The following is a 15660-nucleotide window of genomic DNA, read 5'->3' on the forward strand; positions in this document are numbered from 1 at the left end:
CCTCGCTCCTTTGTCAAACCTCCGCCAGGTCCCCCTTCTCCTGCAACCACGCCCGCCGGTCCGCGGCGCGCTTTTTGGCCAGCAGCATGTCGAGCACCTTGCTGCTCTCGTCCTCTGCCTCAATCGTCAACTGCACCAGCCGGCGGGTGTCCGGGTGGATAGTGGTCTCGCGCAACTGGGCCGGGTTCATCTCGCCCAACCCCTTGAAGCGCTGGACATTGACCTGGCCCTTGATCCGTTCGGCCGCAATCCGGTCGAGGATACCCTGTTTCTCCCCATCGTCCAGCGCATAAAAGACCTGTTTGCCGACATCGATCCGATACAGCGGCGGCATGGCCACATGGACATGGCCCTCCGCCACCAGCCGCCGGAAGTGTTTGAGAAACAGGGCGCAGAGCAGGGTCGCGATGTGCGCCCCGTCGGAGTCCGCGTCCGCCAGGATACAGACCTTGCCGAAGCGCAGGCGCGTCAGGTCGTCGCTGCCCGGGTCCACGCCGATGGCCACCGCGACATCATGCACCTCCTGGGAGCCCAGCACCTCCGCGGAGTCCACCTCCCAGGTGTTGAGGATTTTGCCGCGCAACGGCAGGATCGCCTGAAACTCACGGTCGCGCGCCTGCTTGGCCGAGCCGCCGGCCGAGTCCCCCTCTACCAGAAAGAGCTCGCTGCGGTCCGGGTCGGTGGAGGTGCAGTCCGCCAGCTTCCCCGGCAGGGCCGGACCCTGGGTGATCTTCTTACGGATGACGGTGCGCCCGGCGCGCAGCCGCGCCTGGGCGGCATTGATGGCCAGTTCCGCAATCCGCTCGCCCTCGCCCGTATGCTGGTTGAGCCACAGGCTGAAGGCGTCCTTGACCACCCCGGAGACGAAGGCGGCACACTCGCGCGAGGACAGCCGCTCCTTGGTCTGGCCGGAGAATTGGGGGTCGATGAGCTTGACCGACAGGATGTAGGCCAGCCGGTTCCACACGTCCTCCGGGGCCAGCTTCACCCCGCGGGGCAGCAGGTTGCGGAATTCGCAGAATTCGCGCACTGCCTCGGTGAGTCCGCTGCGCAGACCGTTGACGTGGGTGCCGCCCTGCACCGTCGGAATCAGGTTCACGTAGCTCTCGGTCACCGGCTCGCCGGCCTCCGGGGTCCAGGCCAGGGCCCAGCTGGCCGCCTCGTTGGTACTCTCCAGGTCGCCGACGAAGGGCTCGCTGGGCACCGTCTCGCAGGCCCCCAGGGTCTGGATCAGATAGTCCTTGAGCCCGTCCTGATAGCACCACTCAAGCTGCTGCGCCGCCGCCTCGTCGCGGAAGCGCACGGTCAACCCCGGACACAGGACCGCCTTGGCCTGCAACAGGTGGATCAACGGCTTGGGCGAGAACTTAGGGGTATCAAAGTACTTAGGATCGGGCCAGAAGCGCAGCCGGGTGCCGGTACGGGCGCGCGCCACCGTGCCAACCGCCGTCAGGTCGCTGGCCTTGTCCCCGTTGGCAAAGGCCATGTGATATTCCTGCCCGGCCCGCCGCACCCAGACCTCCAGGCGGTTGGAGAGTGCGTTGACCACGGACACGCCTACCCCGTGCAATCCGCCGGAGAAGCGATAGCTCCCGCCGCCGAACTTGCCGCCCGCGTGGAGCTTGGTCAAAATCACCTCCACCCCGGTCATGCCCTCTTCGGGGTGCATATCCACCGGCATGCCGCGGCCGTCGTCGGCCACCTCGAGGGAACCGTCGGCGTAGAGCACCACGTCGATGATGCGGGCATGGCCGGCCAGGGCCTCGTCGACGCTGTTGTCGATCACCTCCTGGGCCAGGTGGTTCGGGCGTGTGGTGTCGGTATACATCCCGGGGCGCTTGCGCACCGGGTCGAGACCGCTTAAGACCTCGATGGCTGAGGCGTCGTAGGTGCCTGTCATGGGCGGATCATAGCTCCCTAGGGCAAGTGGGCGACGAGACGGTCAGGGGCTCCGCCGGTTTGACCGCAAAACCGCGGTACGCTACCGTACCTTTAAACCTTGATGCAAACCCTATGAAGAAACCAGCAGCCCCGTCTCCGCCCCTTTTTGAGCAGTCGCTGAACGAACTGGAGGCCATCGTCGACGCACTGGAGAAGGGCGACCTGACGCTGGAGGCGTCACTGACCGCGTTTGAACGCGGCGTGACTCTCACCCGCGCCTGCCGCCAGGCCCTGGAGAGCGCCGAGCAACGGGTACGCATCCTGACTGACAACCGCCCGGGCGCCACGCCCGAGCCCTTCAACCAGGTCCCCACCACCGTTTCCCCGGATCATCCATGACTGAACAAGCACTGGACGCCTTTCGGGCGCGCTGCATTGCACGCGTCCAGGCCACCCTCGAACAACTGCTGCCGGCCCCTACCCTGGAGCCCGCGCGCCTGCATGAGGCCATGCGCTACAGCGTGCTCACCGGGGGCAAACGCATCCGCCCCCTGCTGTGCTATGCCGCCGGCGAGGCCCTGGGGGTCTCCCCCGCCCTCCTCGACCGCCCGGCCGCGGCGGTGGAGCTGATCCACGCCTACTCACTGATCCATGACGACCTGCCGGCCATGGACGACGACGCCTTGCGCCGCGGCCGTCCCACCTGTCACATGGCGTTCGATGAGGCCACCGCGATCCTCGCCGGCGATGCCTTGCAGACACTCGCCTTCGAGACCCTGGCGGAGGCGCCCGACCTGAGTGCAACCGCCCGCGTCGCCATGGTGGCGGCCCTGGCCCAGGCCAGCGGATCGCGCGGCATGGCCGGCGGCCAGGCGCTGGACCTGGCGGCCGAGGGCAAGCAGTTGGACCGGGTGATGCTGGAACACATCCACATCCACAAGACCGGTGCATTGATCCGTGCCGCCGTACGCCTGGCCATTCTGGCCGACACCACCCTGGCGGCAGACCATGCCGCGCGCCTGGACCGCTACGCCAAGTGCGTCGGTCTGGCCTTCCAGATCCAGGACGACGTACTGGACGTGGTGGCCGAGACCACCGTCACCGGCAAGACCCGCGGGCGCGACCAGGACCTGGCCAAATCCACCTACCCCTCCGTGGTCGGACTGGTGGAGGCCAAGGAGATGGCGCACAACCTGCTGACCGACGCGCTGGACGCCGTTTCCGTCTTCCCGGCGAGCGCCGACCCGCTGCGCTGGGTCGTCGAGTCACTCATCGTGCGGACCGATTAGCCGGCATGGAACCGGACTATTGGCTGGGACGCTGGCACCGCGGTGAGACCGGCTGGCACCTCGACGCGGTCAACCGCCATCTCAGCACCTTCTGGCCCGGCCTGGAGGTCCCGGTCGGGACCCAGGTGCTGGTCCCGCTGTGCGGCAAGACCCTCGACCTGCTGTGGCTCGCCGGCCAGGGCTATCGGGTGCTCGGGGTCGAATTGAGTCGGCTGGCGATCGACGCCTTTTTTGTGGACAACGGCCTGACACCCACCGTCACGGATGACGCGGGGCTACGCCGCTACCGAGTCGACGAGTTGGAGATCCTGTGCGGGGATGTCTTCGCCCTGAGCGCCGCCCAGGTGGCCGGGGTCGGGGCCGTCTACGACCGCGCCGCCCTGATTGCGCTCCCGCCCGCGCTGCGCGAACGCTATGCCACGCACCTTAATGCGCTGCTACCCGCCGGGGTGCCGCGGCTGCTGATCACCCTGGACTATGACCAGGCCATGATTTCAGGGCCGCCCTTCTCGGTGTCGAACGCGGAAGTGGAGCGCCTCTTCGGTGAGACCCACCGGATCACGGCGCTCGCCGCGTTTGACGCACTGCCGGAGTCGCCTGGGATGCGCCAACGGGGGCTCACCGAGCTCACGGAACGGGTCTATCGGATAGACCCGGCCTGACCGGACCAGACTCGGGCAGAGGGGCAAGCGGTTCAGTCGCGGTCTGCGAGTCGTCGACGCAGACTCGATTCCTGCCGGCTGCCTTGGCGGCATAGACCGCCCGGTCGGCCCGCGCCAGCAGTCCTTTGATCGACTGCAAGCCGGCTGCATCCCCGGCAGCGGGTGAATCGGATGCCCAGCCGTCTTGATTCGTCGCCAACAGCGACGGCATGGCACAGGCGGCGCCAATGCTCACGGTCACCTGGGGCGCCGCATCCGAATCGGCATGAGGAATGCCCAGTGCCCGGACCGCGGCGCAGACCTTGGCGCCCAACGCGACGACATCCTCCGGTGAACTGCCAGGCAACACGACCGCAAACTCCTCACCCCCATAGCGAGCCACCAGGTTGTCGGCTCCGCTGACGGCCGTGGCCAATGCCGCAGCCACCTGCCGCAGGCAGTCGTCACCTTGGAGGTGACCGTAGTGGTCGTTGTAGCGCTTGAACTGATCGACGTCGATCATCAGCAAACCGAGCGGTTGTCGCTGCCGTGCGGCCTGCCACCACTCTTGGGCCAGTCGGCTGTCCAGGGCGCGTCGGTTGGCGATGCCGGTCAGTGGATCCCGGTCGCTGAGTGCGCGCAGTTCAGCGTTCACTGCACCCAGTTGAAGGTGCACACCAACCCGGGCGCGGACCACGGCCGGCTTGATGGGCTTGTGGATAAAGTCCACTGCGCCGGCCTGGAGTGCCCGGAGTTCATGCCCCTCCTCGCTGAAGGCCGTGACGAAGATCATCGGGATGTCGGGATACTCCTGCTTCAGGAGCTGGCAGGTCGCAAAACCATCCATGTCCGGCATGTTGGCATCGAGCAGGACCAGGTCGATCGGGCCATTCACCATCAGGGCTAGGGCATCGGCTCCACCCGTTGCATAACACACATCTCCAAGGTCTTCCAACGCATTCCCCAGCACTTCAATCGCCGCGGGATCATCATCGACGACCAAGAGTCGCGCCGTGGGTGCCATGGCAGCGGCTTGCATGTCGTTTCGTGATCCCCGCCACACCACCGATTCCTCCAGGACGGCCAGCGCCTCCTCAAACCGAAATCCGCGAATGGCATGCCCGAGCGTCTGCACTCTGCTCTCGCCCAGGGCGCCCGCCAGTCCCGGCCGCAGTTCCTCGAAGGACCGCAAGGCCTTGAGGTTACGACGGCACAGATGTTCGTGTAACGCCCCGAGGCGGCAGGTCGCAAGGGGTAACGCCTGGGCCGGCACCGTGGGCCCGGCCGGAGGCGTTTCCAGCCAAGCGGCACTGGCCGTGATCAGGTCGCCGAGCAGTCGCCTTAAGGCCGCCAGCCGATCCTCCAAGTCCGTCTCGCCCCGGTCAATGGCCTCATCCAATTCCCCGGCCAATGCCATGACGTTGAGCGCACCGATCAGGCCCGCCCCGCCCCGCAAGGTATGCATCCGCCGGGCGGCGGTCCCGCGCTCGCCCTGGGCCAAATCACGGGCCGCTGCGTCTGCCGCGTCGGCGTGTTGCGCCGCGAACTGCTTCAGCAGCCGGAGGAATAGGTCCCGGTTATGGCGCAGGCTTTCGGCGGCCCGAACCCTGTCGATACCGGCAATGTCGGGGAACTCCCCCGCCGCATCATGGCCGGTGGCCGCCTGCATGACCGGGATTGGCTGAACCGGCTGAGCCGCGGTGACTGGGTCGGTAACCGACCATCTGGGTTTGACCCATTTCAGTAACAGGACTGCCATCTCTTCCAGGTCCAGTGGCTTGACCAGTATGCCGTTGACGCCGGCCGCGCGCGCGGCCTCCTGCTGGTCAGTCAACACCCCGGCGGTGAACGCAATGACGGGAAGCCCGGTCAGCCCGAGTTCTTCGCGGATCAGTCGGGTGGCCGTGAGGCCATCCATCACCGGCATCCTTACATCCATCAACACGGCATCGACGGTCGCGGGCCCGGCCCTGAGTTGTTGGATCGCCTCTTGACCATCGGCGGCCAGGGTGGCGGTCGCACCTTCGAGCGCCAGCGCCCGCTCGACCAGGTCCCGGTTCATCGCGCTGTCGTCCACGACCAGGACGTGCACGCCGGCCAGCCGCCGCCCCGCGGGCGAAGGCGATGTGCGATCCGGCGCGGCAGATGTCAGCCTTCGCTCACCGACTGTCGCCCAGTCACACGACAGCTCGAACCAGAAGGTGTTGCCCTGCCCCAGCTCACTTTCGACCTTGATCTCACCGCCCATCAGTGCCAAGAGATGCTTGCTGATGGACAGACCCAGCCCGGTGCCGCCGAAGCGGCGGGTGATTCCTTCCTCGGCCTGGGTGAAGGGGGTAAACAACAGGTCCAGCGCCGGCGCGGCAATACCGATGCCGGTGTCGCGCACCGCGAACCGCAGGCGCACGGCCGCCGGGTCAGTCCGAAGCGTAGCAACCGAGAGGGTCACCTGACCCTTGTCGGTAAACTTGACTGCATTGCCGATCAGGTTGATCAACACTTGCTCCAGCCGCAGGGCATCGGCCATCAGCAGCCCCAATGGCTTGGACGGACACAAAATATTGAAAGTGAGCCCCTTGGCCTGGGCGGCCGGCGCCAGCAGGGTGTCGAGCCGCTGCAACAGGGTCTCCAGGGCGATGGGATGAGACTCCAGACGCAACTGGCCGGCCTCGATCTTGGAGAGGTCGAGGATGTCGTTGATGATGGCCAGCAGCGATTGTCCGGCGATCTGGATGCGCGCGACCATGTCGCGCTGATTGGCCGTGAGTGGCCCGCGGCTGAGCACCTGGGCCAGGCCCAATACAACATTCAACGGGGTCCGGATCTCGTGGCTCATATGGGCCAGGAAGTTGCTCTTGGCCGCGTTGGCCGCCTCGGCGGCCGCGCGGGCTTGCTGGGCCTCCAGCTCAAGGCGCTTACGCTCGGTGATGTCCGCAACCTGGGAAATGAAATACCGGGGTCGACCCTGGGCGTCGCGGACCAGCGACGAGGCGATTTGGGCATAAACAACCTGGCCTTGGCGATGCCGATAGCGCTTTTCGAAGGTCGTGCGGTCGTCGCCGCCGTACACCGCACGCGCGATGACCGCCGGACTCAGGTTCAGGTCTTCGGGACACGCCAGGTCGTTGACGGTCATCGCCTCCAGTTCCTGCCGACTGTAACCGAAGATGGCGCTCATCTGGTCGTTGGCCTGCAGGAGCCGTCCTTGGATGTCCACCAGACACATCCCGGTATTGGCACCGTCGAAGGCCAGACGGAAACGCTCCTCGCTCTCGCGCAATGCCTCAGCGGCCCGGCGGCGCTCCGTCGCATCCTGTATCAGTGCGACGATATACTCGGGGCTGCCGTCGGGCGCCCGGACGCAGGCGACGCTCATTTCCGTGGGCACCGTCTGACCATCGGCCCGCACAAAGCGCTTTTCCAGCGAATAACCGTCGATCTCGCCGCGCAGGACCCGCTCAAACTCGGCGACATCGGTCGTCAGGTCATCGGGATGGGTCAGTTCCGCCCAGGTCTTGTGCCTCAACTCATCGCGCGAATAGCCCAGGATGACGCATAGCCGGTCATTGATCTCCAGCCAGCCTTTCTCCAGCGAGGTGATGGCAATGCCGATCAGCGGCTGTTCGAAATAGCTGCGCAGGCGCGCCTCGCTCTGCCGCAGTGCCGCCTCGGCGGCCTTGCGGGCCGCGATGTCCTCGACCAGGCCCAGATGACAGCGCTTGCCTCCCGCCCGCAGGATCAGCGGGGCCACCGTGAGATGCACCCAGACCACCGCGCCATCAGGGCGGAGATAGCGTTTGTCCATCTCGAAACCGGCCGACTCCCCCGCGTTCAGGCGCGCCATGTGCCCCAGGTCCAGCGGCAGATCGTCCGGGTGGGTGATGCTCATCCAATCGATCGCGACCAGCTGTGCCTGTGTACGCCCAAGGATCTCCCCGAAGCGTCGGTTACATTCGAGCAGGCGCCCGGTCGCTGACTCGGTCAGCCCGACACCCAGGGGGGATTGCTCAAAGATCGTCCTGTATTTGGTCTCTGACTCCGCAACCTGCATCATCGCCTCCTCGAGCCGGACCTGCGCCGTGGTCAGCTCGGCAGTGCGCTGCGCAACCCGCCGCTCCAATTGCTGGTTTTGCTCAGCCAGCTCCTGCTCGGCGTCCCTCAGTGTCCGGTTGAGGTCGCGCAATTCGAAGAACGCATCGTGCAACCGCGCGGTCATCTTGCCGAACGACTCGCCCAGTTCCCGCAGTTCGCGGATTGGCGCGGGAGGGAGTGGCTGACCAAAGTCACCGTCGGCCACCCGCCGGGTTGCCGCATTCAACTGCCGCAAGGGTCGGCTGATCGCGCCAGCGGCCAACCGGCCGAGCAATACGGCGATCAGCAATGCCAGGCTAGCGAGCAGGATCAGTTGATGCAGCGGCGCGGCAATCAGGGCCGTGAAGTCCCGCTGCGGCGCCACGACCACGGTGAGCCAGTCCGGCTGGCCGATCCCCGGGCCCGCCGCGCTGACCTGGGCCAGATAGCGTTGTCCATTGAAATCGAAATCGAAACTCAGTGGCGCCGTCAACTGTTTCAGCGCCGGTTGAGCGGCCAGCAGTTGGCTTGCGGCCTGGCGGGTCACCGCATTGGTGCTGGCAACCGCGGGCAGACGCCGGGTCTCGACCGCGACATTTTGCGTGTGATCGATTCGCGCCCGGCTGTCGAAGGGGGTCTCACCGGTGGAGGTGGCCACCAACAACCCCTCGCGATCGACCAGAAAGGCCTGTCCGCTGGCGCTGACCCGCAGACCCCGCAGAAACTCGCTCATACCGACCAGCGTCATGCCGGCGACCAGCACCCCCTGAGTTCCCACCCGACCTTCGTCGAAGGGTAAGGCATAGAAGCAGACCAGTAACGGCTGATCCTGCCCTTTGGCCAGACTGACCGACAGGCGCCAACTGCCCTGTCCGGCCGCCCGCACCGCCGGATACCAGGGGTTGTTGGGCGGGTCGTTATGGGGGTCATAGTTTTGGCGCGACTCGATCAGTTCGCCCTGTCGGCCGTCCAGCGCGGCCCGATAGTGTTGCAGGCGGTAACCGGTCGCGGCACCGAAGCGGCGAATAATCAGGGCGTTCGTCGAATGACGCGCCAGCATCGTGACATCCCTACGTTCGCTCACCAAACCGATGCTGTCCGCGTTCGGCAACAGCCCCAGTTGGGCGGCGAAATGTCGCTCCAGCCCGGCTGCGTCGAGGGGGTCGAGCCGGTCTTCCCGGATCAGGAGTTCGTTGGTCTCGACGACGTTGCGCAGTCCCGCAAGATGCCGCGCCAAGCGTTGGTCGATCCGTTCACCAATTTCGGCCATCAACTGGTTGGCCAGGGTCGTCACGGCCTGCTGCCCGGCCTGTCGGGAGAAAAGTCCAACCGCGCCCACGGTGCCGATCACCAATGCGGTGAAGGTGGCGACCAGTATGCTGCGCAACGAACTGTTGGCGAGGGTCGCCATAACCCGCCCCCAGCGACCGGTGTGTGCGCGTCCGGTCGGGGGAGGCGGGGGTGCAATGGTGGTGTTCATGGCGGTGACGCGTGCCCGGACCGATCGGTGAGCGCCCAAGGATACGCCAATCTGGAGACGTGCCGGTTGCGGATATCACATGGCGGTGGGTGGTCTTGCGACCAAGGTCCCCTGCTGATCACCCAGCCGATAGCCAACGCCATACCGATTGACAATCGCGTCCGTCCCGATCTTATGGCGCAGGCGCAGGATCACATTCTTCAGGCTCGCCTCGCTGCCGGTATCAGTCGCACCGTAGAGCCTGTCCAGCAGGCGTTGCTTGCTCAGCCACTGGCCACGATGCGCCGCCAGCAGATCGAGCAGTGCCCGTTCGCGGAGGGTCAGCGGGATCCGTTGCTCCAGACGGTGCAGACAGCCGTCGGCAACACAATACGTCGTGTCGGCATCCAACTGGACGAACACCCGGCCCTCGGCGAGCAGACCCAGGGCCGCACACTCGAGTGCGGCCTTGAGGCGTTCCCAGGACAAGGGTTTGAGCAGGTAATCCACCAGATGGAGCCGGGCCGCGGCCAGCAGATCGGCGGTTTCAGTATAGGCGCTGAGCATGAGGATGGGGACCGTGCGATCCTGCCGGCGGATCGCCGCGGCCAACTCGAGACCGTTCATGCCCGGCATCTTGAGGTCGGTGATCACCAGATGGACGGGGCCCTCCGCGAATAACCGCAGGCCGTCCTCACTGTTCTCGGCCATCCGTACATTGTTAAAAAAACTTAATAGCCATTCGCTCGTCACGGTGCGCTGCATGGGGTCGTCCTCCACATACAGAGCGGTCAGATGACGGAGCATGGCAAGCGGTTTCATTGCAGCAAGCGATTAGGATAGAACAATATTCCTGACAGAATGTCACAAAAATGACAGTTTGTCATGTCTTTCTTGGGACTTTGCCGCGCCACATGGAGATCCGCTGTCGAACGGCGGATTGCGGCGTTCAGCCAGCGATCTCACAGAACCAATATAAATACAATATATTAATTTCCAAAAGTCTCAAAACAGTCTCAGGCTATCTTGTCTTTCTTGGGACTTTGCCTCGTTATACTACCGCCAGTACTGGTCGGGCCCGTGCACTGGCCGTGACGGATTCGCAATAGTTGCCACTGCTGATTCTACAGCTAACCTTAGATGCATTGATTAAATGCGACGCCGAGGCGGCAAAATGGCAGGAGTTGAAGTCTGGAAAAAGTCCCAGGAAATGCCGGCTACCATAGAACGCCGCCGTCACCAGCGGTTTTCTTTACAGGCGCCCGTCCAGCTGATTTTGCCGGACAAGGGCGAGTCAATGTCAGCCTTGAATCAGGAAATCTCTTGGGGCGGAGCGATTTTCACCGCGTCGGAACCTCTGCCAAGAGGAGTCAGTTCGTTACTGGTCAATCTGCCATGGGTGCGGGATCAGCATATTTCGATTCATGCCAAAATCCTGCGTACCGCACTATTACCAAACAATCAATATCTGATTGTTGTACGTTTTTCCAGCCTTATGCCCGAGAGTCACGTTAGATTGGAAAAACTGCTGAAAATGCTTAGCGGCCAAGCGCAAGGTGTCAAACGCAAGGGGTCGGCCGACCTGTTCCCCGAGGTCCAGGTCAGCACCCGTAATCCCGAAGATTTCCGAAAGGTCCTGGAGAAGATCGCCGCCGGGCGATTCATCCTGCACACGGTCAATTGGTATGAGCAAGATCAGAGCATCAGCCTTGCGGTTGCGTGCCCTGACCATCCGGCTGAACTGAGGTTGAGGGCGCGTGTTATTGGCATCCAAACAACACATCGGATAAGATTCGACGGATCAAACCTGCATCTCGTAAACCTGGAATTCGAGCATCCCAGAGACAGCATCGCACCCTTGATCGGTTCGCTATTGCGCCGCCTGCCGAGAACAGACATAGCGCCAGCTCTTAGTGAGTCATCACGTACCGGTAAGAAGCCCGGTGCACCCGTCAGCAATAGCCGTTGCGCAATCGAGGTACAGTTTCCGGCGGTACTGGCTTACCTCATCGCCGTATGGCATAATGACCAGGCATTTTCCAAATTCTTCTTGGAACTGTTGGATGTTGGTCATGCCGGCTCGGGTTGGCCCGCTGAGATTTGGGAGGAATTGGTCTTGCTGCAAAATGTGCACAAGCAGGTGCATGGCGCAACCAACCCAGGCTCCTTGAGCCTGAGAGGAGCCACCGAGGTGACCGACGACTTCGCCCGGTCGCCACCCCAGACGGTACCGTCGCCGGAGCCGCCGGACCCAACGTCGGGGTCGGATTACTCCGAGCGATAGCGCTGCTGCTCCTGGAGGGTGCGCCAGACCCGTTGGCGGTCGGCTGTGCCGCGCACAAACTCGGCCAGCGCCGTGGTGATCACCGCCTCGTTATCAAAGCTGGAGCCGGCGCGGTCATAGCGGCTGGTCTTGAAGTCCGCGCACAGTGCCTGCGCCTCGGCGACACGCCGCTGCTGGTCGGCGAGCGCCTCGTGCAGCCCCTGCACGGACGCCTCGAGCCGACGGCGCTCATCCTCTGCCTGCATCAGGCGGGCGACGATCAGGTCATCGTCCGCCGTGGGGGTGGCCAGGGCCGCCCGGCGCAGTTCCAGCAGATCATCGCGCGTGAGCTCGGCGGACAGGAACTCCAGCGCCTGCCGGGAATGCTCGTCCTCACCGCAGGTATAGCGTGAGGTCCGCGCCTGGAGCACCTCACGGGCGGACTCGGCCTGGATAAGTCGCTCCTCAGTGGCGGCAAGCTGGGTCTGCGCCTGCGCCAACTGCGCCTCCAGTGCCGGGACGCCGTCGGCCACCCGGGCGGCCTCGCCCAGGGAGCGCAGCACGGCAAAATCGGCCTCGGCCTGGGCCTTGAGGGTGGCGGCGTGTTCACGCAGGCGCTCGGGGATCGCGTTTAAGCGGTCATAGTTGGCGCGGGCGTCGGCAAAGCCGATGAGCCGGGCGACCTTGCCGTCGAGAGACCGGGTGAGCCCCCAGCCGCGATACTCGGGCAGGCCAAACCGGCGCTCCCACAGGTACATGAAGAGCGGGTCGGCACGGTAGGAGGCCCCCTTCTGCTCGCGCTCCGCGGCGCTCTGGGTCGCCTTCTCCTCCGATTGGGCCGCCGTGCGTTGCGCCGCTTGGGCGCGTTCGCGCCGGCCCTGGTAGTCGGGGTCCGCCGCCAGCCGCGCCTGGGTCCTGGCCTGCGCCGCGTCCAAGGCCTGGGCGGCCGCGTCGACCGCCGCGGCCTCACTGGTGCGCTGTGCTGCCAACGCACGCGCTGCCGCCGCGGCCGTCTCCAGTTGCGCCTGCAGCTCGGCCAGGGCTGTCTGGCGCGGGGCGAGCAAGGCCGCCACGGTGAGCTGCGCCTGGTCCAGCCGCTCCACTAGTGTGGTATCGCCGAGTTCGCCCAAACGCAGCCGTGCCAGGTCCTGATAGTCCTTGGTCTCACGATCGCGCTGCGCCTGCAGCTGCTGATTGACCGCCGCGAGCTCACCCTGCACCGCCGCGGCCTGGGCGCGCGCGGCAGTGACCGCCTCCTCGAGGCGCGCCAGGGTCTGTCTGCCGGAAACCATATCTTTACTCACCATTTGGTGATCGCCCCACCGGTCGTTGTCATCTCATAATGGGGCACCAACGCGCCGCGAGGCTTATAGCCGAAGCGGTCCCGCTCGATGATGCCGTCGTCCTGCTTGTCGCGCTTGACCGCCTCATAGGTGGGCTGGTCCACCCGCAGGCCCCAAATATCCACGCTCGAGGTCTGGCGCGTCTCCTCGTTGGCGATCGGTAGCCGGAGCACGCGCCCGGCCGGGTCCACCGCCTCGACGATGACGTAGTAATTGCGCGCCCCGGTGTTGACGTTCGGGACGCGAAAAAGCCCGGATTGCACCCCCGGACGGCTGACGATCCGCACCACATACTCCTGTGCGAGGATGGCGAGGTCGGACTGAAGCTGACCGAGCGCCGCCTTGGCCCGCCCCTTGTCCCCGGTGCGCAGGGCGGCCTCGCCGGCGTTGAACGTGCGCTCGATGGCGTCGCGCGCCTGGTCGGTCTTGGCAGCCGCGAGTGCCTGCGTGTGGACGCGGGCCAGGTCTTTGGCGATGGAGGCAGCGGGGGCAACCCAGAGTGCATAGCCGACTCCAACCGCCAGGACGCCCACCGCAATGATACCGCCCAGCCATTTGCCCCAGGTCCCGCGCCGGATATAGAGCAACGCCAACCGGGTGCCGAGGGTGTCCGGCGGCGGCTGATAGGTGAAACGCTCCTCCTTGAGCGCGGCCACGCCCTGCTCGATCACGCGATCCGGGACCTCCAGGCCCTGGTCCGCGTAAATCTTGCGCAGGCGTGCGACCAGGTCTTCCTCGCGGCCCAGGTCGTCCAGCTCGCTCGTGGCAAGGCGCTCGCGCCGCCGCAGCGTATCCACCACGTCCATGGCGAGCATGACCTCATCGAGCGGCGGCTTGGTGGCCGCCCGATCAATCGCCACCGGCTCGCTCATGATGGCGCGTTCTTCCCGATGGTCAGCTCAAGCCCCTTGCCCTGCTCCGCCAGGCGCGCCAGCTTGCGCTTGCCGTCCTCCACCGCGTCGCGGATCTCGTTGGCGTTCTGGGTGCTCTGTGTGCGCATCTCCTCGATGATCTCGTAGGACTTGGTCTGCCAGGAGACCACCGACTCCACTAGCTTCTTGACCGAATCGGCGCGGATGGTCGGACCATAGCCGGCGCGCACCGCCGCCTCCTGGACCTTGCCGCCCATCTCCGCCAGTACCTCCAGTGACTTGCTCACCCCATCCTTCATCGCCTCCACCGTCTGGGTCGCCTCGTGCAGACCGAACATGCCGGTAAAGGAGGCGGTGAGCGCGGTCAGGACCACCTCATTGGTACTGAAGAAGCTGATCGCCTGCGAATAGACCCGTTCCTTGGCATTGGTGGTCTGGAGCAGGCGCGCCATGACGACCTCGGAGGTGTTGTAGGACACCGTCAGGTTATCCGACAGGTCCTTGGCGATCTGGTAGCGCTTCTCCTCCTGTTGCAGCGCGCGCACCTGCTCGTCCCGGGTCAGTTCCAGACGGGCACGGTCCGCCGCGTCCTGGGACGCACCGGGGGCGCCGGCCGAGTCGATCACCTTCATCGCCCATTGGACGGCCTCCTTGGCCGCGTCGAGGCGGCCCTGGGCGGTCTTGAGCACCTCCAACGCCAGCACCTCGGACTGCTTGAGCGCCCCGCGGAAATCCTGATAGGCCTCCAGAATCCGCTGCTCGCGCTGGATCTGGTCGCTGGTGGCGGCGGTCACGTCCAGATAGGTGCCCTTGATCTTGTCGAAACGGCTGGCGATGTCGCCGCGGGTGACCTTCATCCAGACGTTGCCCAGGCGCTCGAAGCTGTCGAGCTTGCCGTCCGCGATCTGGTCCACCATGGTCTTGGCGTCATCACGGATGCTGTTGAAGGCGTTGGTGATCTCCTCGTAGCGGCTGCCGATCTCCATGGCCTGGACTTCGCGACGCACCACGTCGTTGAAGAGCGAGGACTGGTTCAGGGTGCGGGCGATGGCGGTGACGCGCGCCTCGTCCAGTTCCGAGATCTGGTTCAGGAGCGCGATGATGGGATCGAGCTGCTTGGCGCCCTCGGCGGGCACCAGCCCCAGGTCCTGCAGACCGTTCATGGCCTTGTCAAGATACTGCATGGGGGTCGCCCGGGCGATGGCAGTCGCGTTGGCCGTCGCGGCGGCGCCGACGGTGGTGGCGGTCTCGGTGGTGCTCATGGTGACTCCGGAGTCGGTGGGGTATCGGGGCTGGCCCGCGGGCGGGCAGAAGCCTTGGGAACATGGTGGCGATCAGGGGAGTTTACACCGGCGCCGGGCTTGGCGGCCTTGACCGGGGGCATGTCGGTCGCCCTTCAGGGCGACCGACGCCGAGAGGGACCGCGGCACCCTCGCCCACCCAAGGTCCGGGTCTATAATCGCCCCAACCCCAACACCGGGAGGCCCCCCATGTCACTGCAACCCAAGCCCCATGTAAGCTTCGATGACTGGCTGGCCGGCGAGCGCGCGAACTTGGAGGACCGTAGCGAGTATCTCGGCGGCGAGGTCTACGCCATGACCGGGGCGAGCGCGGCCCACAATGCCATCGTGGTCAATGTCGCCAGCGAACTACGGACCCAGATGAAGGGCCGTCCCTGCCAAGTCTACGCCGCCGACATGTAAGGTGCGCATCCGCGCCGCCAATGCCGGCACCTATCCGGACCTGGTCGCCTTCTGCGACCAGCCGGAATTCCAGGACGGCCAGCCGGCCCGTCAGCAACCGGTCGAGGCTTTAGCCGGTGGGAGCGGCTTTAGCCGCGA

11 protein-coding genes are annotated in these 15660 nt (G+C 65.3%); 5 read left to right on the forward strand and 6 right to left on the reverse strand.

Annotation, left to right across the window (positions count from 1 at the left end; genetic code table 11):
- Positions 1-13: 13 nt before the first annotated feature.
- Positions 14-1900 (reverse strand): DNA topoisomerase IV subunit B, encoded by a 1887-nt coding sequence (parE, locus tag QZY44_RS29905; RefSeq protein WP_295456352.1) that lies wholly within the window; start codon positions 1898-1900, stop codon positions 14-16.
- Between the two features lie 113 nt (positions 1901-2013).
- Here parE and QZY44_RS29910 point away from each other — a divergent pair, with 113 nt between their 5' ends.
- Genes QZY44_RS29910 through QZY44_RS29920 form a run of 3 tightly spaced genes read left to right on the forward strand, consistent with a single transcriptional unit; the run spans position 2014 to position 3832 of the window.
- Positions 2014-2280, forward strand: a complete 267-nt coding sequence (locus tag QZY44_RS29910; RefSeq protein ID WP_295456354.1) for an exodeoxyribonuclease VII small subunit — start codon at positions 2014-2016, stop codon at positions 2278-2280.
- Positions 2277-3170 carry a (2E,6E)-farnesyl diphosphate synthase gene (gene ispA / locus QZY44_RS29915; RefSeq protein WP_295456356.1) on the forward strand — a complete coding sequence of 298 codons (894 nt, stop codon included), beginning with the start codon at positions 2277-2279 and terminating at the stop codon, positions 3168-3170. Before QZY44_RS29910 ends, ispA begins: the two co-directional genes overlap by 4 nt.
- Positions 3171-3175: 5 nt before the next feature.
- Positions 3176-3832, forward strand: coding sequence for a thiopurine S-methyltransferase (locus QZY44_RS29920; protein ID WP_295456357.1), 657 nt, complete (start codon positions 3176-3178; stop codon positions 3830-3832).
- On the opposite strand, the gene QZY44_RS29925 is transcribed toward QZY44_RS29920, so the two are convergent.
- Positions 3798-9362 carry a PAS domain S-box protein gene (locus QZY44_RS29925; protein ID WP_295456359.1) on the reverse strand — a complete coding sequence of 1855 codons (5565 nt, stop codon included), beginning with the start codon at positions 9360-9362 and terminating at the stop codon, positions 3798-3800. The two genes, QZY44_RS29920 and QZY44_RS29925, sit on opposite strands and share 35 nt — an antisense overlap.
- Before the next feature lie 75 nt (positions 9363-9437).
- Positions 9438-10148: a response regulator transcription factor gene (locus QZY44_RS29930; protein WP_295456361.1), complete on the reverse strand. Its 711-nt coding sequence runs from the start codon at positions 10146-10148 to the stop codon at positions 9438-9440.
- A gap of 367 nt (positions 10149-10515) precedes the next feature.
- On the opposite strand from QZY44_RS29930, the gene QZY44_RS29935 reads away from it, so the two are divergent.
- Complete coding sequence (locus tag QZY44_RS29935; RefSeq protein WP_295456363.1) at positions 10516-11625, forward strand: PilZ domain-containing protein; 1110 nt, start codon at positions 10516-10518, stop codon at positions 11623-11625.
- On the opposite strand, the gene QZY44_RS29940 is transcribed toward QZY44_RS29935, so the two are convergent.
- The 3 genes from QZY44_RS29940 to QZY44_RS29950 are packed head-to-tail and all read right to left on the reverse strand — an operon-like array spanning position 11610 to position 15081.
- Positions 11610-12896 carry a hypothetical protein gene (locus tag QZY44_RS29940; protein ID WP_295456365.1) on the reverse strand — a complete coding sequence of 429 codons (1287 nt, stop codon included), beginning with the start codon at positions 12894-12896 and terminating at the stop codon, positions 11610-11612. The genes QZY44_RS29935 and QZY44_RS29940 overlap by 16 nt on opposite strands.
- An 8-nt stretch (positions 12897-12904) precedes the next feature.
- The gene (locus tag QZY44_RS29945; RefSeq protein WP_295456367.1) at positions 12905-13819 is read right to left on the reverse strand and encodes a DUF6384 family protein; all 915 of its coding nucleotides are present in this window, start codon (positions 13817-13819) and stop codon (positions 12905-12907) included.
- Positions 13816-15081, reverse strand: coding sequence for a cell surface protein (locus QZY44_RS29950; protein WP_295456369.1), 1266 nt, complete (start codon positions 15079-15081; stop codon positions 13816-13818). Before QZY44_RS29950 ends, QZY44_RS29945 begins: the two co-directional genes overlap by 4 nt.
- 228 nt (positions 15082-15309) lie before the next feature.
- Here QZY44_RS29950 and QZY44_RS29955 point away from each other — a divergent pair, with 228 nt between their 5' ends.
- Complete coding sequence (locus tag QZY44_RS29955; RefSeq protein WP_295456371.1) at positions 15310-15522, forward strand: Uma2 family endonuclease; 213 nt, start codon at positions 15310-15312, stop codon at positions 15520-15522.
- Positions 15523-15660: the final 138 nt, after the last annotated feature.

This window comes from uncultured Thiodictyon sp. (assembly GCA_903837595.1).
Lineage (GTDB): Bacteria > Pseudomonadota > Gammaproteobacteria > Chromatiales > Chromatiaceae > Thiodictyon.